Origin of the sequence: Caenispirillum bisanense (genome assembly GCF_039523075.1) — a bacterium.
In the GTDB taxonomy this organism is placed as follows: domain Bacteria; phylum Pseudomonadota; class Alphaproteobacteria; order Rhodospirillales; family Rhodospirillaceae; genus Caenispirillum; species Caenispirillum bisanense.
In genome coordinates, this window is sequence record NZ_BAAAEP010000016.1 from 1 (window position 1) to 23,949 (window position 23,949).

Sequence of the window (23,949 nt, forward strand, 5' to 3'; positions counted from 1 at the left end):
GGCACGACCTCTGCCGTCTGCGCGCCGCCGCCGGCCGCTGCCTCTCGCATCCCGCCCTGGCCGAGGCGGCGGCGCGGCTGGCCTGGGCGCGCGAGCGGGCGGAGGCGTGGCGACGACGGGCCGCCGCGGCCGGCGTCTGAGCCCGCCCTGATCCATTGGTCCGTTGGACAAGCCTGCGGCTCCGTGACTATGCTGATCGTTCCTGCCAAACAAGACCGCAAACGAACGAAGATCGAGGAGCGCCATGAACGGGCATATCGCGACGGAGGGACTCGTCTACGCCGACGGCGACTGGCATGTCGGCAACCCGAAGCTGCTCGGGCCGCGCACCCATGGCGTCTGGCTGGGCGCGGTGGTGTTCGACGGCGCCCGTTACTTCGACGGCGTCGCCCCTGATCTGCTGCTGCATTGCGAACGGTCGGTGCGCTCGGCGCGGGTGCTCGGCATGCGCCCCATGCTGACCGGGGCGGAGATCGCCGAACTGGCGTGGGAAGGCATCCGCCGCTTCCCGCGCGATGCGCAGCTTTACATCTGCCCGCTGTTCTGGGGCGACCACGGCTTCATCATGCCGGACCCGGACGCCACCCGCTTCGCCCTGTCGGTCTACAGCTCGCCGCTGCCGCCGCCCACCGGCTTCAGCGCCATGCTGTCGAGCTTCCGCCGCCCGGCCCGCGACATGGCGCCGACGGAGGCCAAGGCCAGCTGCCTCTACCCCAACACCGCCCGCGCCGTCGCCGAGGCCAAGGATGCCGGCTATGACACGGCGGTGATGCTCGACCCCGCCGGCAACGTGGCGGAATTCGCCTATACCAACCTGTTCCTGGCCAAGGGCAATGCGGTCATCACGCCGCAGTGGAACGGCACCTTCCTCAACGGCCTGACCCGCCAGCGGGTGATCCAGCTGCTGCGCGACGACGGGGTGGAGGTGATCGAGCGCGCCGTCACCTGGCGCGACGTCCACGAGGCGGACGAGGTCTTCGCCACCGGCAACTACCAGAAGCTGGGCTGGTGCCGCCGCATCGCCGACCGCGACCTGCGCCCCGGCGCCTTCTATGAACGGGCGCGGGCGCTGTACTGGGAGTATGCCCGCCAGCACGGCGCGCCGTAAGGGCCGCCGCGCCGGGCGGGGGCATCACTCCGCCATCTGCAGCAGGTCTTCCAGGGCGGCCGGCTGCGCCACCACATCGGCCAGGGTGGCGCCGTCGAGTACGCTCAGGAAGGCGTCCTGCGCCTGCGCCATGACGCCTTTCAGGCGGCAGGCCGGGGCGATGCGGCAGGTGTTGGTCTCCGGCCGGAAGCATTCCACCAGGTCGCGCGGGTCTTCCAGCGCCCGCACCACGGCGCCGATGCCGATGTCGGCCGCCGGCCGCGCCAGCCGCAGGCCGCCGCCACGGCCGCGCAGTCCCTCCACCACGCCAGCCCGCGTCAGTTCGTTCGCCACCTTCATCAGATGGTTGCGGGAGATGGCATAGCGGTCCGCCACCTCGCGGATGGTGATGGTGTCCGGCTGGCCGGTCGCCGCCGCCCGCTGCTGCCGGACGGCCAGCGCGATCAGCAGGCGCAGGGCGTAGTCGGTGTGTTGCGTCAGGCGCATGGCATCCCCGCGGGAACGGCGGTTAAAGATGTATCCGACATATTGCTTTGCCGGTCGGGCGCCTTAAATATATATCTCAAACGCATCTTTAAAGCCCCGGCTGGCTGCTTGCCAGCCTCATCTTTAGAGCCCAGCCGGCGGGTCGCCGGCTCGTAGCGACGCCACCACCAAGGGGAAGCGCCATGATCGAGATCGTCCTGGTCAGCCTGGTTGCCCTCGTCGGCCTGTTCTTCGCCGGCCTGTTCACCGGCGCCGCCTACTTCGCCGGCGCCGGCAAGCGCTGGAGCCCGGATGCGCCGGGCCTCATCTACCAGTGGTTCGCGCGCGGCGTTCTGTCGCTCGGCCTGCTGGCGCTGACCGTGCTCACCCTGGTCGAGATGCGGGTCTTCGCCTGAAGCGCTGCTGTGCCGCTCAGGCGACGGGGGAAGCGGGGGTGAGGCCGGCGCGGGCGTCCTTCAGCTCTCGGCTGGCGTGGCGGATGATGCTGTGGGCGCCCTGCAGCGACAGGCCGGCGATGAACAGGCCCACCAGCCAGTCGGCCCAGCCCTGGCCGGTGGCGATCACCACCCCGCCGGCGACGATGACCGCCACGTTGGCCATGGCATCGTTGCGCGAGCAGATCCACACCGACCGCATGTTGGCGTCGCCCTCGCGATAGCGGTAGAGCAGCAGGGCGGCGGCCACGTTCACCGCCAGGGCGAGGAAGCCGATGCCGCCCATCACCAGCGGCTCCGGCACCGTGCCGGTCATCGCCCGCCAGCCCACCATGGCGAGCACGAAGACGCCGAAGGCGGCCATGGTCAGCCCCTTCACCAGCGCCGAGCCCGCCTTCCACGTCACCGACCGGCCGAGCACGAACAGGGCGATGCCGTAGTTGGCGGCATCCCCCAGGAAATCGAGCGAGTCGCCCTGCAGCGCCGCCGACCGGCCGAGCCAGCCGGCAATGCCTTCCACCAGGAACATGACGGCGTTCAGCGCCAGCACGATCCACAGCACGCGGCGGAAGGCGGCATTGCGCCGGGCGGTGGTCGGGCACACGGAACCGCAGCCGCAGCCGGACATGGCAGCATTCTCCGTTACATGAACATTCCCTAATCTAGCGGCGACCGGTGCTGCCGGCAAGAGCCTGCGGCGGCACCGGCAAGCCCCTGCGGAAGCCGGGCTTGATTTGCCGCGCGGTTGGGACGACTGTCACCGCCATGGACGAGGACGAGATCACAGCCGCCGCCGTCGGCGTCGACGACCGCATCGCCCGCCGCCTGCGGGCGCGGCGCGAGGAACTCGGCCTCAGCGAGGGCGAGGCGGCGGCGCGCATCGGCATCACCCGCGCCAAGTTGGCCCGCATCGAAAACGGCCGCAGCCACCCGACGACGGTGCTGCTCGGCCGCATCTGCACGGCACTCGGCCTGACCATGACGGCGGTGATGGCGCCCGACGGCCCCGTTTCGGCCGGCCCCGGCGCGGCGGCGGCGGAGGGGGACGGCGGCGTGGCGGTGGTGGCCGCCGGCGGCACGGCGCTGCTGCGGCGGATCGAGCAGCCGGTGTGGCACGATCCCGGCTCCGGCTACCTGCGCCGGGTGCTGTCGCCGCCCGGCGACGGCTCGCCGGTGGAGATCGTCGAGATCGAGTTTCCGCCCTATGCCGATGTCACCTACGGCCCCACCGGCGCCTTCGGGGCAACCCAGCATCTGGTGGTGCTGGAGGGTACGGTGCTGGTGACGGTGGCGGGCGAGACTCACCAGCTGGATGCCGGCGACTGCCTGCGCCTGTGCCTGTCGCGCGGCGGTGCCGTCCACAACCCCGGCCCGGCGACCTGCCGCTACCTCGCCGTGCTGGCCAAGGGACGGTAGGACGGAAACAGGGCCGGCGCCGCGACGATCACTGCGGCGCCGGCCCATTCTCCTGGCCTTACCCCAGGTCTTCCCCGGCGATGGCCTTGTCGAGCAGCGCCAGCGATTCCTCGACGCCGTAGAGCGCGAAGAACGAGCCCATGCGCGGCCCCTGGTCCTGGCCCAGCAGCACCTGATACAGGCACTGGAACCACGTCCGCAGTTCGGGGAAGGTGCCGGCGTGGGCCTTGCCGACGGCATAGACCACGTTCTGCAGTTCGGTGGCGTCGGTGCGCTGGTCCGCCGGCACGGCGGCGAGGCCGTCGCGCAGATCCTTCAGCGCCGCCGTCTCCGCCTCGGTCGCCTTGCGGTAGACCTTGGCCGGCAGCACGAAGTCCTTGTAGTAGCGGATGGCATAGGTCACCAGCCGGTCCAGCATGGGCGCCGACTCGGGGCTCGCCTCGGGGGCGTAGCGGGTGATGTAGTGCCACAGCACCGCCGGGTCTTCCGAATGGGCGACGCCGGCCAGGTTCAGCAGGATGCCGAACGACAGGTGCGCCTTCAGGGCCGGCGGCTGGCCGTGGTGGATGTGCCAGGCGGGGTTGGCGAGGCGGTCCTTCGGCTCCTGCTCGGGGAACTTCTCGCACCACGTCAGGTATTCATCCACCGCCTTGGGGATGACGTCGAAGTACAGGCGCTTGGCCGCCTTGGGCTTCTGGTACATGTACAGCGCCAGGCTTTCCTCCGGCGCGTAGGTCAGCCACTCCTCAACCGACAGGCCGTTGCCCTTGGACTTGGAGATCTTCTGGCCCTTGTCGTCGAGGAACAGCTCGTAGGTCAGGTTCTGCGGCGGCGTGCCGCCCATGATGCGGCAGATCTTCGACGCCAGTTCGACCGAGGGGATGAGATCCTTGCCCGACATCTCGTAATCGACGCCGAGCACGTACCAGCGCATGCCCCAGTCGCACTTCCACTGCAGCTTGCAGCCGCCCTTGTAGATGGACTGGGTGACGCGGGTGCCGTCCTCGTCCTCGAAGGTGATGAGGCCGTTCTCCACGTCGCGGTCGAGGATGGCCACCTGCAGCACCCGCCCGGTGGTCGGGCTGACCGGCAGGAAGGGCGAGTAGGTCTGGCGGCGTTCCTCGCCCAGCGTCGGCAGCATGACGTCCATGATGGCGTCGTAGCATTCGTTGACGCGCTTCAGGCCGCCGTCGAACTTGCCCGACATGTAGTAGTCGGAGGCCGACTGGAACTCGTACTCGAAGCCGAAGCTGTCGAGGAAGCCGCGCAGGCGGGCGTTGTTGTGGTGGCCGAAGCTCTCGTGGGTGCCGAAGGGGTCGGGAATGCGCGTCAGCGGCTTGCCCAGGTGCTCGCGCACCACATCCTTGTTGGGGATGTTGTCGGGCACCTTGCGCAGGCCGTCCATGTCGTCGGAGAAGGCGAACAGGCGCGTCGGCACGTCGCCGCCGGTGATCAGCTCGAAGGCGCGGCGCACCATGGTGGTGCGCACCACCTCGCCGAAGGTGCCGATGTGCGGCAGGCCCGAGGGGCCGTAGCCCGTTTCGAACAGCACGTAGCCTTTCGCCGGTTTCTCCCCCTTCAGCCGCTGCTCGAGCAGGACGCGGGCCTCCTGAAAGGGCCAGGCGTTCGAGGCGAGGGCGAGATCGCGGAGATCGGACATGCTCGTCTGTTCCAATGAGACGGGTTGACGGGAAGGCCGCCAAGCTATGCCGCGTGCGGGCGTGCGTCAATGGCGGGGGGATCGGGTTGCAGAATGAAACCGGCAGCCCCATACTCCGTGCTGGCCCCTTGGAGACTGCTGCCATGCCCACCGCCCTGAAGCTCTCCACCGACCTGGTGGACGCCGCTCGCCCGCACGCGGCGGCCCTGCACCGCTCCGTGTCGAAGCAGATCGAGCACTGGGCCCGCCTCGGCAAGGCGGCGGAGGAAAACCCCGACCTGCCCGGCAGCTTCATCCAGGACATTCTTCTCGCGAAGGAAGAAGAGAAGGCGGGCCTTGCCGAACCCTACAGCCTGGATGAGTGAGGCGTGACGCGGTGACGCATCTGGTCGCCCTGCCGCGCTTTCAGAAAGCGGCGAAGAAGATGCGGCCGGCGGAAAAGGCGGCCCTGCACGATGCCATCCGGGCGGTGGTCGCCGACCCTGCCGTAGGGGCCATGAAGGTCGGTGACCTTGCCGGCACGCGGGTGCATAAGTACCGCTACCAGACCACCCTGATGCTGCTGGCCTATTCCGTCAGCGACGACGGCGGCACCATCACGCTGCAGGCCATCGGCACCCACGAGAACTTCTACCGCGACCTGAAGCGCGATTAGGCTGGCGGGCGCGCTCGCCTGCGTCCACCCCGCAGGTGCATCCGCCGTCCCTGCGCACTATACTCCGCCGCCATGACACCCGATGCCCCAGCAGCGGCGGCGCGACAGCCGCGACTCGTGATCCCGCCGAGCCCGGTGCTGGTGGCCGGGCTGCGTCATGCGGTCATGCTCACCCCCGACGGCGAACTCGCCACCCTGCGTCACGATCAGGCGGCGGCGCGGGCGCGGCGGGAGCATCCCATTCTGGTCCATGCCCCCGCCGTCGGCGCGCGGCTGAAGAGCGATCCCTTCCACGCCTTCGACGTGCTGGAGCTGTTCGCCTTCATCCGCCCCGCCGCCTTCTGCCTGCCCACCGTGCGCGGCCTGGCGGAGGCGGTCGGGCTGCCGCGGCCGGACAGCCTGGAGGACGAGGCCCCGGCCCTCATCGAGATCATCCGCCGCCTGCTTCGCGAGGCTGCCACCTGCGCCCCCAAGGCCCAGACCGCCATGCGCGACCTCGCCTGGGGCATGGGGCAGGCGGGGTGGGGGTGGGCGCCGTCGGTGCTGGCGGCCATCGGCGTCCATGGCGATGCGCCGCACCGCGCCAACGTCGCCGCCGGCCTGCGGGTGTGGGAGCGGCTGCCGGAAACGCCCGAACACGCACCGGAGCCGCCGGCCGGCAACCGCCCGGTCAGCCCCGCCCAGGCGCGCGAGCGGCTGGCCCGGCTGCTCGGTCCCGGCGCCGAGGAACGGCCGCAGCAGGTGGACTATGCCGCCGCCGCCGCCCACGCCTTCCAGCCCCGCGATGCCGAGGGCGAACCCCGGCTGGTGCTGGCCGAGGCGGGCACCGGCGTCGGCAAGACCCTCGGCTACATCGCGCCCGCCAGCGTGTGGGCGGAGGTGAACGAGGGCGCGGTGTGGATCGCCACCTACACCCGCAACCTGCAGCGCCAGCTGGATGCCGAACTGGACCGCCTGTGCCCCGACCCCGCCGACAAGGCGCTGCGGGTGGTGGTGCGCAAGGGGCGGGAGAATTACCTCTGCCTGCTGAACCTGGAAGAGTCGATCATGGGCCTCGGCCGCAACCCGCGGCAGACGGTGGCGCTCGGCCTGATGGCGCGGTGGGCCCTGGCGACCCGCGACGGTGACCTGGTGGGCGGCGACTTCCCCGGCTGGCTGACCGACATCCTGGGCAAGCCGCAGACGGTCGGGCTGGCGGACCGGCGCGGGGAATGCGTGTTCTCCGCCTGCAGCCACTACGACAAGTGCTTCATCGAACGCGCCGTGCGACGGGCGCGGCGGGCGCGCATCGTCGTCGCCAACCACGCCCTGGTGATGGTGCAGGCGGCGCTCGGCGGGCTGGACGAGCGGCTGATGCCGACCCGCTATGTGTTCGACGAAGGCCACCACGTCTTCGATGCCGCCGACAGCGCCTTCTCCGCCCACCTGAGCGGCTTCGAGACCGCCGAATTGCGCCGCTGGCTGCTGGGGGCGGAGGGCGACACTACCCGCTCGCGCGCCCGTGGCCTTAAGCGGCGGGCGGAGGATCTGGTGGCCGACGACCAGCCGGCGGCGGATGCGCTGCAGGCGATCCTCCACGCCGCCCGCATCCTGCCCGGCCCGGCCTGGCACATGCGGGTGGTGGACGGCCAGCCGCACGGCCCGGCGGAAAGCTTCCTGGCGCTGGTGCGCGACCAGGTCTATGCCCGCAGCCCCGACAGCCGCGGCCCCTACAGCCTGGAGACGGAGGCGGTCAGCCCCATCCCCGGCCTGCTGGAGGCGGCGGTGGCGCTGGAAGCGGCGCTGGCGCGGCTGGAGGAACCCCTGAAGGCCCTCGGCAAGGCGCTCGACGCCCGCCTGGACGACGAGGCGGCCGACCTGGACGCCGCCCAGCGCCTGCGCATGGAAAGCCTGATGAAGAGCCTGGAGCGCCGCGCCGTCATGCCCATCGCGGCGTGGCGGGCCATGCTGGCGAGCCTGGGGCAGGAGACGCCGCCCGATTTCGTCGACTGGTTCGCCGTCGACCGCATCGACGGCCGCGACGTCGACATCGGCATGCACCGCCACTGGATCGACCCCACCATCCCCTTCGCCAAGGGCGTGGTGGAGCCGGCGCAGGGGGTGCTCATCACCTCCGCCACCCTGCGCGACGGGTCCGGCGATGCCGATGCCGACTGGGCGGCGGCGGAACGGCGCACCGGCGCCGTGCATGTGGCCTCGGCGACGGTGCGGGCGGCGGTGCCGTCGCCCTTCGACTACCCGGCGCAGACCCGCGTCTACGTCGTCACCGACGTGCGCAAGGACGACATGAACCAGGTGGCGGCGGCGTACCGGGAGCTGTTCCTGGCCTCGGGCGGCGGCGGCCTCGGGCTGTTTACCGCCATCTCGCGCCTGCGGGCGGTGTACGAGCGCATCGCCCCGGCCCTGGATGCCGCCCACATCCCGCTGCACGCCCAGCACGTGGACGGCATGGACACGGCCACCCTGGTGGAGATCTTCCGCGGCGAGGACCATGCCTGCCTGCTCGGCACCGATGCCCTGCGCGACGGCGTCGACGTGCCCGGCCAGAGCCTGCGCCTGGCGGTGTTCGACCGCGTGCCGTGGCCGCGCCCGGACATCCTGCACAAGGCGCGGCGGGCCCACTTCGGCGGCAAGGCCTACGACGACATGATCGCCCGCCTGCGCCTGAAGCAGGCGTTCGGCCGGCTGGTGCGGCGGGCCGACGACCGCGGCGTGTTCGTGCTGCTCGACCCCATGATGCCGACCCGCCTGCTCGGCGCCTTCCCCGAGGGCGTGACGGTGGAGCGGGTGGGGCTGGCCCAGGCGGTGGCGGCCACCCGCGCCTTCTTCGGGCGGTGATCCGTCGGGTGGGGCAATAGCTCCCATGTTTCAAGCGTTTGTGTCCGACCGCCGGCACGGTCGCGCTTGACCGCTCCGGTGGGGCGGGGGAGACTCAGGGCGCGGTCCGGGGGTCTGGACTGACGGCGCAACAGGAGACGACGCTCACATGATCAGCCATCACGACGCCCTCATCTACACCATGGTGCTGACCGCCGCCGCCGATGGCGACCTCAAGGACGAGGAACTGCGGACCATGGGCAACATCGTGCAGTCGCTGCCGGTGTTCCAGGATTTCGACCCCGAGCACATCACCGCCGTCGCCGAGGACTGCGGCCGTTACCTGTCCAAGGAAGACGGTCTGGAAGAGGCGCTGGAGATGGTCCGCAACGCCCTGCCCGACAAGCTGAACGAAACCGCCTACGCCCTGGCGGTGGACGTGGCGGTCTCCGACGGCCAGCTGCGGCAGGAAGAACTGCGCATCCTCGAAATGGTCCGCCACATGCTGGACGTCGACCGCCTGACCGCCGCCGCCATCGAACGTGGCGCCGTCGTCCGCCATCGCAAGCCGTAAGGCCGCACCGCCCGACCGCCCGCCTGCCTGCTGCCTGTCTGCCGGAGGACGCGCCGCATGACCTCGCTCGCCCTGGCCTGCCTGCTGTTCCTGGCGTCGCATCTGGTGGTCAGCCCGTCACCGCTGCGGCCGTGGCTGATCGGCCGGCTGGGGCAGGGGCCTTACCTCGGCATCTACTCCCTGGTGTCGCTGGCGGCGCTGGTGTGGATGGGCTACGCCTACGGCCGGGCGCCCTTCGTGCCGGTGTGGCAGCCGCCGCCCGGCATGGCGCATCTGGCGCTGATCCTGGTGCCGCTGGCCTTCGTGCTGCTGGTGCTGTCGGTGGCGACCCCCAACCCGACCGCCGGCCCCACCGGCAAGGCGCTGGCGGAAGGTCGGGCGACCGGCATCATCGCCGTCACCCGCCACCCGATGATGTGGGCCTTCAGCCTGTGGGCGGTGGCGCATCTGCTGGCCAACGGCGACCTTGCCTCCATCCTGCTGTTCGGCACGGTGCTGGTGGTGGCGCAGGCCGGCATGGTGCTGCTCGACCGCCGCAAGGCCCGCGAGGCGCCGGAGGGCTTCGCCCGGCTGGCCGCCACCACCTCGCGGCTGCCTTTCGTCGCCCTGGCGCAGGGCCGCGCCCGCACCTCCCTGCGCGAGATCGGCCCGCTGCGGATCGTACTCGGCCTGGTGCTGGCGGCGGCGGCGGTGGCCGCCCACCCGTGGCTGTTCGGCGTCTCCCCACTGCCCGGCTGAGGCCCTTGCGCGGGGGGGCGGGGCTGGCGGATGATTGGTGCCGCCTCTCACTCCCTGCGAGCCCCTTCATGGACCCGATGATCCTGTTCCTGGCCGCCGCGGCCGGTGCGATTTATGTGCTGACGCCGGGGCCGGCGTTCCTGGCGGTGCTCGGCATCGGGGTGAGCCAGGGACGGCGGGCCAGCTTCGGCTTCCTGTCCGGCCATCTGGTCGGCGACCTGCTGTGGACGGTGATGGCACTGGCCGCCATCATCGGCGCCCGCACCGTCAGCCCGCTGGTGTTCGACCTGCTGGGGGTGGCCTGCGGCGCCTATCTGCTGTACCTGGGGGTTAGGGCGCTGATGGTGCGCAAGGGCGACGAGTCGGGCGGCGGCTTCGTCACCCGCAGCCCGTTCCGCCGCGGCCTGCTGTTCGGCGTCACCAACCCCAAGGGCTATCCCGTGGCGCTGGCCATGTTCACCGCCCTGCTCGCCGACCGCTCCGACTCGCTGACCTGGAGCGTGGCGCCGGAACTGCTGGCGGCAGCCTTCCTGGGGTTCCTGGCCGCCGACGTGATCCTGGTGTGGCTGACCGGTCTGTCCGGCCTGAAGGCGGTCTACCGCCGCCACGACGTCTGGATCATCCGCGCCACCGGCGCCCTGTTCGTCGGCTTCGCCGTCAACGCCCTGACCGCCAGCCTGCCGGGGCTGTGGGCGCGGCGGTGAGGGCAGGAGAAGGGGCGGGAATCCCCGTGGTCTGCCCCCACACGCAGCAGGTCTGCCATCCGCCGGAAGCATCGTAGCGCCCAACCTCCCCATTGCCTTCCGCCGCTCAAGCCGCCATTCTGTCGCCCGCGAACCGCCCGAAGGTGTGGGGCCTGCGGGTGGGGTCGTGTGCGTAGGGAGGACCGACCCGTGACGCTCGTTTCCGGAAGCGGTACCGTGGGGCCGCTGTTCGATCGCTTCTCCGTGCCCGAATGGGCGGGCGGCTGGGGCGGTGCGGCTCCGCCCCTGACGACGCAGGACATCGACCGCCTGCGCGGCCTCAACGAACCCCTCACCGTCGCCGAGGTGGAGAGGGTCTACATGCCGCTGGTCGAGCTGCTGGTCACCCACATGGGCGCCCGCTGGGACCTGCGCCGCCGCCGCGCCCAGCTGTCGCGCCGGGTGGACCGCCACGGGCCGTTCATCGTCGGCCTCGCCGGCAGCGTCGCGGTGGGCAAGAGCACCACCGCCCGCGTCCTCGCCGCCCTGCTGCGGGCCGAGGGCCGCAAGGTGGCGCTGGTGCCGACCGACGGCTTCCTGCTGCCCAACGCCGTGCTGCAGGAGCGCGGCCTGATGAACCGCAAGGGCTTCCCCGGCACCTACGACCTGAAGGCGCTGATCGCCTTCCTCACCGACATCCGCCTCGGCCGCCCGGCCCAGGCGCCGGTCTACAGCCACCAGACCTACGACATCGTCCCGGACGCCAGCGTGACGGTAGAGGAGGCCGAGGTGGTCATCCTGGAGGGCCTGAACGTGCTGCAGGTCGGCCCGCTGCCGGCCGAGGGCGAGCACAGGCCGTTCGTCTCCGACTTCTTCGACTTCTCCATCTACGTCGACGCCGACGAGGACAGCCTGCGGACGTGGTACCTGGAACGCTTCCTCGCCCTGCGCAAGACCGCCTTCCAGGACCCCCAGGCCTACTTCCACCGCTATGCCGCCATGCCGGAGGACGAGGTGCAGGCCACCGCCGGCCGCATCTGGGAGACCATCAACCTGGTCAACCTGCGGGAAAACGTGCTGCCGACGCGCGCCCGCGCCGACGTGGTGCTGCGCAAGGGCGGCGACCACGCCGTCTATGAAGTGTGGCTGCGGCGGGTATGACCACGGCCATGGCCCCCTCAATCGGTGACGCCGAGCCCGACGTCGAGACCCATCATCAGCAGGAAGCCCACCGTCAGGCCGAAGGTGGCGGCGGTGTCGTGGCCGTTGCGGTGGGTTTCCGGGATGATCTCGTTGCTGACCACGAACAGCATGGCGCCGCCGGCCATGGCGAGGCCCCAGGGCAGCACCGGCTCGGCCAGGGCGACGGCGCCGGCGCCGATGAAGCCGCCGATGCTTTCCACCGCCCCGGTGGCCAGCGCGATGCCCACCGCCGGCAGCGGCCGGTAGCCGAGCGCCAGCATGGACAGCGCCACCACCAGCCCTTCCGGCAGGTTCTGCAGGAAGATGCCGATGGTCAGGGTGACGCCGTTCTGCACGTTGCCGCCGCCGAACCCAACGCCCACCGCCAGCCCTTCCGGGAAGTTGTGCAGGGTGATGGCGATGACGAACAGCCACAGGCGCCGCACCTGGCGGCCCTCCACGTGCTCCGGCCCCTTCACCAGATGCTCGTGCGGCAGGCTGTTGTGGATGGCCCACAGGCCGCCGGCGCCGATCAGCGCCCCGGCTGCCACCACCAGGAAGGCCGGCAGGGTGCCGCCGTAAAGGTCGGTGCCCGCCTCCACCCCCGGCAGCAGCAGGGAGAAGGCGGTGGCCGCCAGCATCACCCCGGCGGAGAAGCCGAGCATGATGTCCTGCTGCCGCACCGTGATGGTCCGCAGCACCAGCACCGGCAGGGCGCCGATGCCGGCGGCGGAGCCGGCGATCAGGCTGGCGATGAGGCCGAGGGTGACGAGCGGCAGGGTGTCCAGGGTGGCGATCAGGCTGTCCAAGGGGCGTCTCTGGATTTTGTCGGAAGGATGGAACCGAAGGGAGGGGGCGGGGTTTCCCGTTTCGGATGTACCCCGTCGGGCACAAGTCGCCAAAGCATAACGTATGGCCCGTTGCCGAGGCGCAAACGTCGTCTTATGGTGGGGGGCACTTGCTTTACGTCTCGCCGGGTGGGCCGAGTGGCGGCCGGGCCCGGGGAGCAGGAGACGGGGAGGTTCCTACGGTGCAACCACGACCAGGAAGGGCATGTTCTGCCCTGTGGTCCCGGGTGTCGCCGCGCGTTCGGGTTCCGGCCCTGGCTTCCGGTCCCCCCGCAGCGTTTTTTCCGCACGCAGACGAATAGGTGAGTTCCGACTCGGCCGCCGTGACGCGACGGGCGGCTGGGCGATTGTCGGTATTGGAGACCCGTAATGACCGAAGCGCCTACCAAGAATGCCAAATTGCTTGCCTGGGTGGAGGAGATTGCGAAACTCACGAAGCCTGACCGGATTTACTGGTGCGATGGCTCCGACGAGGAATATGACCGCCTCTGCCAGGAGATGGTGGACTCCGGCACCTTCATCCGTCTGAACGCGGAGAAGCGCCCGAACAGCTACCTCTGCCGCTCCGATCCGGGCGACGTTGCGCGCGTTGAAGACCGCACCTTCATCTGCTCGCAGCGCCGCGAGGATGCCGGCCCGACCAACAACTGGGTCGAACCGGCCGAGATGCGCGCCACCCTGAACAAGCTGTTCGACGGCTGCATGCGCGGCCGCACCATGTATGTGGTGCCGTTCAGCATGGGTCCGCTCGGCTCCAAGATCGCCCACATCGGCGTCGAGATCTCCGACAGCGCCTATGTCGCCGTCAACATGAAGATCATGACCCGCATGGGCCGCAAGGTGCTGGACGTGCTGGGCGACGACGGCGAGTTCGTTCCCTGCGTGCATTCGGTGGGCATGCCCCTGGACGCCGGCCAGAAGGACGTCGCGTGGCCGTGCAATGCCGACAACAAGTACATCGTCCACTACCCCGAAACCCGCGAGATCTGGTCCTTCGGCTCCGGCTACGGCGGCAACGCCCTGCTCGGCAAGAAGTGCTTCGCGCTCCGCATCGCTTCGGTCATGGCGCGCGATGAAGGCTGGCTGGCGGAACACATGCTCATCCTGGGCGTGAAGAACCCGCAGGGCCAGCGCACCTATGTGGCCGCCGCCTTCCCGTCGGCCTGCGGCAAGACCAACTTCGCCATGCTGATCCCGCCCAAGGGCTTCGAGGGCTGGGAGGTCTCCACCGTCGGCGACGACATCGCCTGGATCAAGCCGGACGAGAACGGCGTGCTGCACGCCATCAACCCCGAATACGGCTTCTTCGGCGTCGCGCCCGGCACCAACGAAAAGTCCAACCCCAACGCCATGGCGTCGCTGGCGAAGAACTCCATCTTCACCAACGTCGCGCTCACCGATGACGGCGACGTCTGGTGGGAAGGCATGACCGACGACGCCCCGGCCCACCTGATCGACTGGAAGGGCCAGGACTGGACGCCGGATTGCGGCCGCCCCGCGGCGCACCCCAACGCCCGCTTCACCGCCCCGGCCAGCCAGTGCCCGTCCATCGACCCCGAGTGGGAAAACCCGAAGGGCGTGCCCATCTCGGCCTTCATCTTCGGCGGTCGCGTGTCGAAGAACTTCCCGCTGGTGTTCCAGGCCTTCAACTGGAGCCACGGCGTCTACCTCGCCGCCACCATGGGCTCGGAAGCGACGGCCGCCGCCGTCGGCCAGGCCGCCATGCGCCGCGACCCGATGGCCATGCTGCCGTTCTGCGGCTACAACATGGCCGACTACTGGTCGCACTGGCTGAACATGGGCCGCAAGCTGCCGGAGCCGCCGCGGATCTTCCGCGTCAACTGGTTCCGCAAGGACGAGAACGGCAAGTTCATCTGGCCGGGCTTCGGCGAGAACATGCGCGTGCTGAAGTGGATCGTCGACCGCGTGCACGGCCGCGCCCGCGCCGTCGAAAGCCCGATCGGCTGGGAACCGTTCCACGAGGACATCGAATGGAACGGCATCGAGTTCGAGAAGGGCAAGTTCGAGAAGATCATGGCCGTCGAGAAGGCCGTGGCGCTGGACGAAGCCAACGAGGAAGACAAGCTGTTCGACCAGTTCGACGGCCGTCTGCCGAAGGAGATGCGCCTGCACCAGCAGATGCTCATCGCCCGCCTGGAGCGCAGCCCCGAGGTGTGGTCGATCAGCGACCCGCGCACCTCGTAAGCTGAGGCACCCCGGCCCCAGGCCGGACGCCAGCACACCGCGGCCCCGCCGGAGACATCCGGCGGGGCCGTCGGCTTTTAGGGGGCGTAGCGGGCTGTTCACCATCACGGAGCACCAGGACTGGGTGCGGCCGTTGACTGGCTCGGCCAGGATGACGCGGACCGGAAGGCCAAGCCACTGACTCACACATAGATGCTTTCACGGGAGAGGCTCTTGTGCGGGCAACGGCGCCCCACGGCCGGGTGGGAAGTGTGCGATGACCCACGTGTCGGGAGTTGGTGTCCCCGGACCCTTCCAGCGGACTGGGTGAAGAGCAAAAAATCTTTCCGAAAGGTGTTTACAGTCGGGGGGCACGATGCTATATACGCGGCCTCTGCCGGGACGCACTGCTCCAAAAGACGATCCGGTAGGCTCCCTGGTGGGGGATAGTTTAATGGTAGAACTGCGGACTCTGACTCCGTTAGTCCAGGTTCGAGTCCTGGTCCCCCAGCCACCGAAAGCGTTGTAGATCAACGCCTTAGCGAAGGCCTAGCAAAGACGGCGACAAGCCCGAAAGCTAGGCCTTCTGCCTATTCGGCCTCCCCATCGCTCGGCTGCGGCCCCGGAAGGTGGTGGACCAGGCGACTGGACCATCCGCTATGCCAGCAACTCCGACTCGGAGTGGATGCGCGCCCTTGTTCCAGAGTTATAGGCCGTCTCGGTTCCCGCTCTGCCCGTCCATCGCCACGGCGCTGGGGCTGGCCGCGGACGGGGTGGTGCCGCCGCCAATCCTGACAAAGCACGAGGGGAGGCTACGGACGTGCGCCCTAACTGGGGGATTCGGTGTGCAGATCCAGGACGCATAACCAGACGGCCGGCGTGAAGGCGCGATGGTGATGGTACTGAAGCATCCCCTGTCCGTGGATGTTGTCGCCGTTATTCCTCTGACCCTGCGCCCGCCCCTTATTCCACGATCAACCGGTAGCCCACACCGGGCTCGGTCCATACGAACCGCGGGGCGTTGGGGTCGTCGCCCAGCTTCTGGCGCAGATGGCCGATGTGGACGCGGAGGTACTGGGTTTCCTTGACATAGGCCTGCCCCCACACCTCGCGCAGCAGTTGGTCGTGGGTCAGCACCTTGCCGGCGTTGCGGGCGAGCAGGCGCAGGAGGTCGAACTCCTTGCGGGTCAGCTTGACCTCCTCGCCGCCCACCCACACCCGCCGGCCGGGAAAATCCAGGCGCAGGCCGCCGGTCTCGAAGGTGGTCGCCTCCGCCGACCCGGCCGCCGCCGGGCGGGAGCGCAGCAGCACGCGCACCCGCGCGATCAGCTCGGCGACACCGAAGGGCTTGGTGACGTAGTCGTTGGCACCGCTTTCCAGCGCCTCCACCTTGTCCATCTCGCCGGCCCGCACCGACAGCACCAGGATCGGCACGTCACTCCATTCACGCACCGAGCGGATGACGCCCTGGCCGTCGATGTCGGGCAGGCCGAGGTCGAGCACCATGAGGTCGGGTTGCTCGGTCGCCACCTTGCGGATGGCGTCCTCGCCGCGCGGCGCTTCCACCACCTCGTAACCGTGGGCGGTCAGGCTGATGCGCAGGAACTTGCGGATCTGCGCCTCGTCGTCCACCACCAGGATCTTCGCCGTCTCGCCCCGCGTCATTGTCCCTCGTCTCCCGGCTGCTGTGCCGCGACAGGGTCGGGCTCGACATCAGCGGCGTCAAGGGCCGGCGGCGCCACCAGCGGCAGGCGCAGGACGATGGCGGCGCCGCGCTGGCCGCGGCCTTCCTCCGCGGCGATGGTGCCGCCGTGCGCCTCGATCAGCCCGCGGCAGATGGACAGGCCGAGGCCGGTGCCGGCGGTGCGGCTGTCGCGTGCCTTGACGCGGTAGAACATGTCGAACACCAGCTCCCGCTCGTCGGGCGGGATGCCGGGGCCGTCGTCCTCCACCCGCAGCTCCAGCGCCCCGTCCCGCGGCCCTGCCTCCACCACGATCAGGCCGTTGGCGGGGGAATACTTGGCGGCATTGTCGAGCACGTTGACCAGCACCTGCTCCATCAGCACCGGATCGGCCCAGAGCAGCGGCGTTTCCGGCGCGATGTCTACGCTGACGCGGAACGGTTCCAGCACGTCGCGCAGGCGCTGCACTGCCCGCCCGACCACGTCGTGCAGGTCGGTCCAGTCGCGCCGGGGCTGCATGGCGCCGTAGCCGAGGCGCGTCATGTCGAGCAGGTTCTGGACGAAGCGGTTGAGGCGGTTGGCTTCCTCCAGCACGGTGCCGACCAGTTCGCGGCGATCCTCGGGCGACACCCGCTCGCCGACCTCCGACAGGGTGGTGGCCGATCCGATGATGGAGACCAGCGGCGTGCGCAGGTCATGGGAGATGGAGGACAGCAGGGCGGAACGCAGGTTCTCCGTCTCCGACAGCAGGCGCGCTTCCTCGATGTCGCCAGCCAGCTGGGCGCGTTCGATGGCGACGGCGGACTGGTCGGCCACCGCGCCCAGCAGCCGCTGCTGCTCCGGCGACAGGGCCTTGCCCGGCCGGTCGAAGGCCACCCCCAGCAGACCAATGACGCCGCGCCCGGTGCGCAGCGGCATGAACAGGTAGCCGGCGGCGGGCAACGTGTCGGTGCCCCAGCCCGCCGGCCGCTCGTTCTTCCAGGCCCAGTCAGCGGCGGCCCAGTCGGTGTCTGACATGCGGTCTTCCGGCGGATAGCCGGCAGCGATGGTCAGGTCCGGCGCCCTCGGCTGCGGCGGCAGCAGCACCAGCGACCGCGCCGTCAGGGTCGACGACACATGATGGACCGCAGCCCACAGCACGTCGTCCAGGCTGGCGGCGGCGGCCACCTTGCGGCTGAACTCGTACAGGTTGGCATTGCGGCGGGCGGTCTGGCGGATGGCATCAAGCTGGGCCCGCACCCGCCCGGCCAGGTTCCCGGTGATGACGGCCACCAGCACGAAGAACATCAGCGTCAGGATGTCGGCCTGATGGTAGACGCTGAAGGTGAGATAGGGCGCGGTGAAGAAGTAGTTGTAGACGGCGAGGCTCAAACCGACGGCATAGAGCGCCGGCCACAGGCCGAAGCGCACGGCGATCAGCAGCACCGCGGTCAGGAACACCAGCGACAGGTTGGGCAGCGGCAGGAACAACTCCACCACCCGCGCCACCGCGCCGGCGGCGCCGACGGCGGCGGTGGCCCACAGCAGCCCGAGAAGGGTGCGGCGGCGGCTGGTTTCCTCCTGGGTCCGCAGCGGGCGGGGGGCGGTGGCCCGCGCCTCGGTGCCGACCACTGTGACTTCAAAGTCGCGGCCGAGGCGCAGCAGCCCCTGCGGCACCGACCGGACGAACCACCGCTGCCACGCCCCCCGGCGCTCCCGCCCGACCAGGATGCGGGTGACGTTGCGGCTGCGGGCGTAGGCGATCAGGTCACGCGCCACCAGCGGCCCGCCCTGCAGGGTGACCACCTCCGCCCCCAGCCGCTGGGCGAGGCGGAGGGTATCGTCCAGGCGGGTGCGGGCGTCCTCGTCCAGGCGGTCGTCGGCCTGGGTTTCCACATGCACGGCGATCCACGGGATGCGGGCGCGCTCGGCCATGCGGCGGGCGGTACGCACCAGCGCCTGACCGCCGGCGCCGTCGTCCAGGCAGACCATCAGGCGATCGCGGGTCGGCCACGGCCCCGGCACCGCATGGGCGCGCATGTAGGCGAGCATCTCGGTATCGACCCGCTCGGCGGCGGTGCGCATGGCCAGTTCGCGCAGGGCGGTCAGGTTGCCGCGCGAGAAGAAGTGATGCACCGCCCGCCGCGCCTGCTCGGGCACGTAGACCTTGCCCTCCGACAGGCGCTGGATGAGGGCATCGGGCGGCAGGTCGACAAGCTCGATCTCGTCGGCCATCTCCAGCACCTTGTCGGGCAGCGTCTCGCGCACGCGTACCTTGGCGATGCGCTCGACGATGTCGTTCAGGCTTTCCAGGTGCTGGATGTTGAGCGTGGTGTAGACGTCGATGCCGGCGTCGAGGATCTCCTCCACGTCCTGCCAGCGCTTGATGTGGCGCGAGCCCTGCACGTTGGTGTGCGCCAGCTCGTCCATCAGGGCGAGGGTCGGACGGCGCTGCAGCAGGGCGTCGAGGTCCATTTCGGTGAACACCCGGCCGCGATAGCCGATGCGCTTGCGCGGCAGGATGACGAGCCCGCGCAGCAGCGCCTCGGTCTCCTGGCGGCCGTGGGTTTCCACCACGGCCGCCAGCACGTCGGTGCCTTCCTTGCGCCGCTCGTGGGCGGCCTGGAGCATGGCGTAGGTCTTGCCCACCCCCGGCGCCGCACCCAGGAAGATCTTCAGGCGCCCACGGTTCTCTTTGCGGACTTCCGTCAGCAGGGCGTCGGGTTCTGGGCGGGTGGTGTCGTCGCTCATGACTTCGGCTTGTCCACAGGGCGCGGAGACGATCCCACAGGGTCTCGACCATGGTCCAGCCCCGTCATGGCGGCGGCGCCCCGCCGGCCAGGGCATCCAGCGCCATGTTCAGCGCCAGCACGTTGACCCGCGGCTCGCCGAGGATGCCAAGCGTGCGGCCCTCGACATGCTCCGCCACCAGGGCCCGCACCTGGGCCTCGGGCAGGCCGCGCGCGGCCGCGATACGCGGCACCTGGAAGGAGGCGCTCTCCGGCGAGATGTGCGGGTCGAGCCCGGACCCGGAACCGGTGACCAGATCCACCGGCACCGTCGGGGCGCCCGGGCCGGCGGCGGCGCGGGCCGCCTCCGTCCGCTCGGTGACGGCGGCGATGAGTTCCCGGCTGGTGGCGCCCAGGTTGGAGGCACCGGAGGAAGCCGCGTCATAGCCGTCGCCGGCATAGGACGGCCGTCCATGGAAGTACCCGGGCCGGGTGAAGCTCTGTCCCAGCAGCGCGGAGCCGAGCACGGTGCCGTCGTCCCGTTGGATCAGGCTGCCGCTTGCCTGATCGGGAAACAGGGCCTGGCCGAGGCCGGTCATCGCCAAAGGGTAGCCGATCCCGAGGACGGCGGTGAAACCGAGATACAGGGCGCCGTAGCGCAGGGTCTTGATGAGCATGGCGGTTGTCTCCTTCGTCCTCACACCAGGCCGAGGCCGGTGATGGCAAGGTCGATGGCCTTGATGCCCACGAACGGCACGATCAGCCCCCCGAGGCCGTAGACCAGCAGGTTGCGGCGAAGCAGCGACGCGGCCGAGGCGGGGCGATACGCCACGCCCTTCAGGGCCAGCGGGATCAGCGCGATGATGATGAGGGCGTTGAAGATCACCGCCGACAGGATGGCGCTTTCCGGGCTCGCCAGCCCCATGACGTTGAGCGCCTGGAGCTGCGGATAGGCCGCCACGAACATGGCCGGGATGATGGCGAAGTACTTCGCCACGTCGTTGGCGATGGAGAAGGTGGTCAGCGCCCCGCGGCTGATGAGCAGCTGCTTGCCCACCATCACCACCTCGATCAGCTTGGCCGGGTCGCTGTCGAGGTCGACCAGGTTGCCGGCCTCGCGCGCCGCCGGGGTGCCGTCGTTCATGGCGATGCCGATGTCGGCCTGGGCCAGCGCCGGGGCGTCGTTGGAGCCGTCGCCGCACATGGCGACCAGGCGGCCCTCCTGCTGCTCCTTGCGGATCAGGTCGAGCTTCTTCTCGGGCGTCGCCTCGGCCAGGAAGTCGTCGACCCCGGCCTCGGCGGCGATGGCGGCCGCGGTCAGCGGGTTGTCGCCGGTAACCATGACGGTGCGGATGCCCATGGCGCGCAGCTGGGCGAAGCGCTCGCGGATGCCCGGCTTGACGATGTCCTTCAGGAACACCACACCGAGCAGGCGGCCGTTCTCGGCCACCACGAGCGGCGTGCCGCCGGCCTTGGCGACGCGCTCCACCTCGCGCCGGCATTGTTCGGCAAGCCGCGACTGCCGCGAGCCGTCGCTGACGATGACCGCCTGCGCCGGCAGGGCGGCGGCCACCGGCTCGGGCTGGGCCATCGCGTGGGCGAGAATGGCATCCACCGCCCCCTTGCGGATGACCGTGCCGCCGGTCAGGTCGCAGCCGCTCATGCGGGTGTGGGCGGTGAAGGGCACGAACTCCGCCACCGTCGAGCGGTCGGGAGTCAGGTGGTACTTGCGCCGGGCGAGGTCGACGATGGACTTGCCCTCCGGCGTCTCGTCGGCCAGCGAGGCCAGCAGGGCGGCGGCGGCCAACTCGCGCTCGCTGACGCCGGCCAGCGGGATCAGCTCGTCGGCCATGCGGTTGCCGTAGGTGATGGTGCCGGTCTTGTCGAGCAGCAGCACGTCCACGTCGCCGGCCGCCTCCACCGCGCGGCCGGACTTGGCGATGACGTTGGCCTTCACCAGCCGGTCCATGCCGGCAATGCCGATGGCCGACAGCAGGCCGCCGATGGTGGTCGGGATCAGCGTCACCAGCAGCGCCAGCAGGAAGGCGACGGGGATGGTGGCGCCGGCATAGCGGGCGAAGGGTTCCAGCGTCGCCACCACCATGACGAAGATCAGGCTCATGCCGACCAGCAGGATGGTCAGCGCCACCTCGTTCGGGGTCTTCTGCCGCCGGGCGCCTTCCACCAGGCCGATCATGCGGTCCAGGAAGCTTTCGCCCGGCTTCTGGGTGACCCGCACCTTGATGACGTCCGACACCACCCGGGTACCGCCGGTGACGGCCGAGCGGTCGCCGCCGCTCTCGCGGATGACGGGGGCCGATTCGCCGGTGATGGCGCTTTCGTCCACCGAGGCGATGCCGGCCACCACCTCGCCGTCGGCGGGGATGACGTCGCCGGCCGTGCACAGGACGATGTCGCCGGGCCGCAGACTGTCGCCCGCCACCTCGTCCCAGCCCTCGGCATCCACCGTCGCCAGCTTCTTGGCCGGGGTGTCGGTACGGGTGGCGCGCAGGGAATCGGCGCGCGCCTTGCCCCGGCCCTCAGCCAGGGCTTCGGCGAAGTTGGCGAACAGCACGGTGAACCACAGCCACGCAGCGATCTGCGCCACCGTCGCCGGGTCGCCGTAGGCGGCGCCGGTCAGGGGCACGGCGGCGGCAATGACCGTCGCCACGACGGCGACCACGGCGGTCACGAAGATGACCGGATTGCGGACCAGGGTGCGGGGATCCAGCTTGACCACCGCCTGGCGCAGCGCCGGACCAACCAGGGCGGGGTCCAGCAGGCGCGTATCCTTGGGTCGATGTTTGGACATCGGAGTCTCTCTTAACCGTGAAGAGGTGGCGGCGTCAGTAGCTGAGGCCGCCGGTCATGGCGAAGTGCTCGGCAATCGGCCCGAGGGCGAGCGCCGGGAAGAAGGTCAGGCCGCCGACGATGACGATCACGCCGATCAGCAGGCCGACGAACAGCGGCCCGTGGGTCGGGAAGGTGCCGGCCGTCTCGGCGTGGGCCTTCTTGCCGACCAGCGATCCGGCGACCGCCAGCATGGGCACGATGATCGCGAAGCGGCCGAGCAGCATGGCGATGCCGAGCATGGTGTTCTGGTAGACCGTCCCCGCCCCGAAGCCGGCGAAGGCAGAGCCGTTGTTGCCGGTGGCCGAGCTGTAGGCATAGAGGATCTCCGACAGGCCGTGCGGCCCGGCGTCCTGCACGCTCGCCACCCCCACCGGCAGCACCGCCGAGATCGCCCCGAGCACCAGGATGCCGAGGGGGATGGACAGCAGCGCCAGCACCCCCAGTTTGACTTCCTTGGCCTCGATCTTCTTACCCAGGTATTCCGGCGTGCGGCCGACCATGAGCCCGGCCAGGAACACCGCCAGCACGACGTAGAGCAGCATGCCGTAGAAGCCGGCGCCGACGCCGCCGAACACGATCTCGCCCAACTGCATCAGGATCATCGGCACCATGCCGCCGAGCGGCGTGAAGCTGTCGTGCATGGAGTTGACCGAGCCGTTGGAGGCGGCGGTGGTGGTCACCGCCCACAGCGCCGAGTTGACGACGCCGAAGCGGACCTCCTTGCCCTCCATGTTGCCGGCGCTCTGGTCCACCGGCAGGGCGGCGATCAGGTCGTTGCCGGCTCGCTCCGCCCCGTAGGTCACGCCGAGGGCGACGAGGAACATCACCGCCATGGCGGCGAAGATGGCGCGGCCCTGGCGGAAATCCTGCGCCATGCGGCCGTAGAGGAAGCAGAAGGCGGCGGGGATGAGCAGGATGGACACCACCTGCACCAGGTTCGACAGCGGCGTCGGGTTCTCGTAGGGGAAGGCCGAGTTCACGCCGAAGAAGCCGCCGCCGTTGGTGCCGAGCTGCTTGATGGCGATCTGGCTCGCCGCCGGGCCCTGGGCGATGAGTTGCTGCCCGCCTTCCAGCGTCGTCGCCGGGATGTAGGCGGCCAGGGTCTGCGGCACGCCCTGCCAGACAAGGACGAGCGTCACCACCACTGCCAGCGGCAGCAGCACGTAAAGGACGCTGCGGGTGAGGTCGACCGTGAAATTGCCGATGCCGCGCCCCGACCGCCGCACGAAGCCGCGAATGACGGCGACGGCGACGGCCATGCCGGTGCCGGCGGACACGAAGTTCTGCGTCGTCAGCCCGACCATCTGGCTGAAGAAGCTGAGGTCCGCCTCGCCGGAATAGGCCTGCCAGTTGGTGTTGGTCATGAAGCTGACCGCCGTGTTGAACGCGAGGTCCGCGCTCATGGGCGGAATTCCCTGCGGGTTGAACGGCAGGACGTGCTGCAGGCGCAGGATGGCAAACAGCACCAGGAAGCCGGCGGCATTGAAGGCCAGCACGGCGAAGGCATAGGCCGTCCAGTGCTGGTCGGCGTCGGGGCGGGTGCCGGTCAGGCGGCAGACCGCCTTTTCGACGGGGACGACCAGCGGCGACAGCAGCGTCCGCTCGCCCGCATAGACCCGCGCCATGTACCGGCCGAGCGGCGGCGCGAGGGCGGCGATCAGGACAACGAATAGGGCGAGCTGGAGGAGATCGGTCATGGGCATGGGACCGGCTCCGTCAGAATTTCTCGGGCCGCAGCAGCGCGAAGCCGAGATAGGCCACCAGCGCCAGTGCGACCGTCAGGCCGAGGATGTGGGTGAAGTCCATGGGGCTGCGCTCCGGTCACAACCGGTCGAGCGCCGGCACGGCGGCTGCGCACAGACCAAAGACCCCGAGCGCGAGCGCCAGGTACAGGACGTCGAGCATGGGAAACCTCCTTCGT

21 protein-coding genes and 1 tRNA gene are annotated in these 23,949 nt (G+C 70.0%); 12 read left to right on the forward strand and 10 right to left on the reverse strand.

What is annotated here, in order from left to right:
- Positions 1–244: 244 nt before the first annotated feature.
- Entirely contained in the window at positions 245–1,108 is an 864-nt protein-coding gene (locus tag ABD056_RS09035; protein ID WP_343866233.1) for a branched-chain amino acid aminotransferase, read from the forward strand.
- Between the two features lie 24 nt (positions 1,109–1,132).
- Here ABD056_RS09035 and ABD056_RS09040 read toward each other — a convergent pair whose 3' ends face one another.
- Positions 1,133–1,594 carry an Rrf2 family transcriptional regulator gene (locus tag ABD056_RS09040; protein ID WP_343866234.1) on the reverse strand — a complete coding sequence of 154 codons (462 nt, stop codon included), beginning with the start codon at positions 1,592–1,594 and terminating at the stop codon, positions 1,133–1,135.
- Positions 1,595–1,776: 182 nt separating this feature from the next.
- Here ABD056_RS09040 and ABD056_RS09045 point away from each other — a divergent pair, with 182 nt between their 5' ends.
- Positions 1,777–1,989: a hypothetical protein gene (locus ABD056_RS09045; RefSeq protein WP_343866235.1), complete on the forward strand. Its 213-nt coding sequence runs from the start codon at positions 1,777–1,779 to the stop codon at positions 1,987–1,989.
- Between the two features lie 16 nt (positions 1,990–2,005).
- Here the strand turns inward: ABD056_RS09045 and ABD056_RS09050 are convergent, their stop codons facing one another.
- Positions 2,006–2,656: a cation efflux transmembrane domain-containing protein gene (locus ABD056_RS09050; protein WP_343866236.1), complete on the reverse strand. Its 651-nt coding sequence runs from the start codon at positions 2,654–2,656 to the stop codon at positions 2,006–2,008.
- Positions 2,657–2,793: 137 nt separating this feature from the next.
- Between ABD056_RS09050 and ABD056_RS09055 the strand changes: the two genes are divergently transcribed.
- Positions 2,794–3,444 carry a helix-turn-helix domain-containing protein gene (locus tag ABD056_RS09055; RefSeq protein WP_343866237.1) on the forward strand — a complete coding sequence of 217 codons (651 nt, stop codon included), beginning with the start codon at positions 2,794–2,796 and terminating at the stop codon, positions 3,442–3,444.
- A gap of 58 nt (positions 3,445–3,502) precedes the next feature.
- Here ABD056_RS09055 and ABD056_RS09060 read toward each other — a convergent pair whose 3' ends face one another.
- Complete coding sequence (locus tag ABD056_RS09060) at positions 3,503–5,104, reverse strand: lysine--tRNA ligase (protein ID WP_343866238.1); 1,602 nt, start codon at positions 5,102–5,104, stop codon at positions 3,503–3,505.
- 143 nt (positions 5,105–5,247) lie between these two features.
- On the opposite strand from ABD056_RS09060, the gene ABD056_RS09065 reads away from it, so the two are divergent.
- The 7 genes from ABD056_RS09065 to coaA all read left to right on the forward strand — a co-directional run bounded on the left by ABD056_RS09065 (position 5,248) and on the right by coaA (position 11,732).
- A complete protein-coding gene (locus ABD056_RS09065; RefSeq protein WP_343866239.1) occupies positions 5,248–5,469 on the forward strand; it encodes a TA system antitoxin ParD family protein in 222 nt (73 codons plus the stop codon).
- Between the two features lie 11 nt (positions 5,470–5,480).
- The gene (locus ABD056_RS09070; RefSeq protein WP_343866240.1) at positions 5,481–5,759 is read left to right on the forward strand and encodes a type II toxin-antitoxin system RelE/ParE family toxin; all 279 of its coding nucleotides are present in this window, start codon (positions 5,481–5,483) and stop codon (positions 5,757–5,759) included.
- A gap of 72 nt (positions 5,760–5,831) precedes the next feature.
- Complete coding sequence (locus tag ABD056_RS09075; RefSeq protein ID WP_343866241.1) at positions 5,832–8,597, forward strand: ATP-dependent DNA helicase; 2,766 nt, start codon at positions 5,832–5,834, stop codon at positions 8,595–8,597.
- 148 nt (positions 8,598–8,745) lie between these two features.
- Entirely contained in the window at positions 8,746–9,150 is a 405-nt protein-coding gene (locus tag ABD056_RS09080; protein WP_343866242.1) for a tellurite resistance TerB family protein, read from the forward strand.
- A 57-nt stretch (positions 9,151–9,207) separates the two neighbouring features.
- Positions 9,208–9,888, forward strand: coding sequence for an NnrU family protein (locus tag ABD056_RS09085; protein WP_343866243.1), 681 nt, complete (start codon positions 9,208–9,210; stop codon positions 9,886–9,888).
- 68 nt (positions 9,889–9,956) lie between these two features.
- Entirely contained in the window at positions 9,957–10,592 is a 636-nt protein-coding gene (locus ABD056_RS09090) for a LysE family translocator (RefSeq protein WP_343866244.1), read from the forward strand.
- A 189-nt stretch (positions 10,593–10,781) separates the two neighbouring features.
- On the forward strand, positions 10,782–11,732 hold the full coding sequence (gene coaA, locus ABD056_RS09095; protein ID WP_343866245.1) for a type I pantothenate kinase: 951 nt from the start codon (positions 10,782–10,784) through the stop codon (positions 11,730–11,732).
- A gap of 17 nt (positions 11,733–11,749) precedes the next feature.
- Here coaA and ABD056_RS09100 read toward each other — a convergent pair whose 3' ends face one another.
- Positions 11,750–12,562: a ZIP family metal transporter gene (locus ABD056_RS09100; RefSeq protein WP_343866246.1), complete on the reverse strand. Its 813-nt coding sequence runs from the start codon at positions 12,560–12,562 to the stop codon at positions 11,750–11,752.
- A gap of 408 nt (positions 12,563–12,970) precedes the next feature.
- On the opposite strand from ABD056_RS09100, the gene ABD056_RS09105 reads away from it, so the two are divergent.
- Entirely contained in the window at positions 12,971–14,806 is a 1,836-nt protein-coding gene (locus ABD056_RS09105; protein WP_343866248.1) for a phosphoenolpyruvate carboxykinase (GTP), read from the forward strand.
- 419 nt (positions 14,807–15,225) lie between these two features.
- A tRNA-Gln gene (locus ABD056_RS09110) sits at positions 15,226–15,299 on the forward strand.
- A 449-nt stretch (positions 15,300–15,748) separates the two neighbouring features.
- Here the strand turns inward: ABD056_RS09110 and ABD056_RS09115 are convergent.
- The 6 genes from ABD056_RS09115 to kdpF all read right to left on the reverse strand — a co-directional run bounded on the left by ABD056_RS09115 (position 15,749) and on the right by kdpF (position 23,834).
- Positions 15,749–16,450 (reverse strand): response regulator, encoded by a 702-nt coding sequence (locus ABD056_RS09115; RefSeq protein WP_343866249.1) that lies wholly within the window; start codon positions 16,448–16,450, stop codon positions 15,749–15,751.
- Positions 16,447–19,197 (reverse strand): ATP-binding protein, encoded by a 2,751-nt coding sequence (locus tag ABD056_RS09120; RefSeq protein ID WP_343866250.1) that lies wholly within the window; start codon positions 19,195–19,197, stop codon positions 16,447–16,449. The genes ABD056_RS09115 and ABD056_RS09120 overlap by 4 nt, the downstream gene beginning before the upstream one ends.
- A 64-nt stretch (positions 19,198–19,261) precedes the next feature.
- Positions 19,262–19,852 (reverse strand): potassium-transporting ATPase subunit KdpC, encoded by a 591-nt coding sequence (gene kdpC / locus ABD056_RS09125; RefSeq protein WP_343866251.1) that lies wholly within the window; start codon positions 19,850–19,852, stop codon positions 19,262–19,264.
- 20 nt (positions 19,853–19,872) lie between these two features.
- The gene (kdpB, locus tag ABD056_RS09130) at positions 19,873–21,987 is read right to left on the reverse strand and encodes a potassium-transporting ATPase subunit KdpB (RefSeq protein ID WP_343866252.1); all 2,115 of its coding nucleotides are present in this window, start codon (positions 21,985–21,987) and stop codon (positions 19,873–19,875) included.
- 34 nt (positions 21,988–22,021) lie between these two features.
- Positions 22,022–23,731 carry a potassium-transporting ATPase subunit KdpA gene (kdpA, locus tag ABD056_RS09135; protein ID WP_343866253.1) on the reverse strand — a complete coding sequence of 570 codons (1,710 nt, stop codon included), beginning with the start codon at positions 23,729–23,731 and terminating at the stop codon, positions 22,022–22,024.
- A gap of 13 nt (positions 23,732–23,744) precedes the next feature.
- Positions 23,745–23,834 (reverse strand): K(+)-transporting ATPase subunit F, encoded by a 90-nt coding sequence (kdpF, locus tag ABD056_RS09140; RefSeq protein WP_097278419.1) that lies wholly within the window; start codon positions 23,832–23,834, stop codon positions 23,745–23,747.
- Positions 23,835–23,949 lie beyond the last annotated feature (115 nt).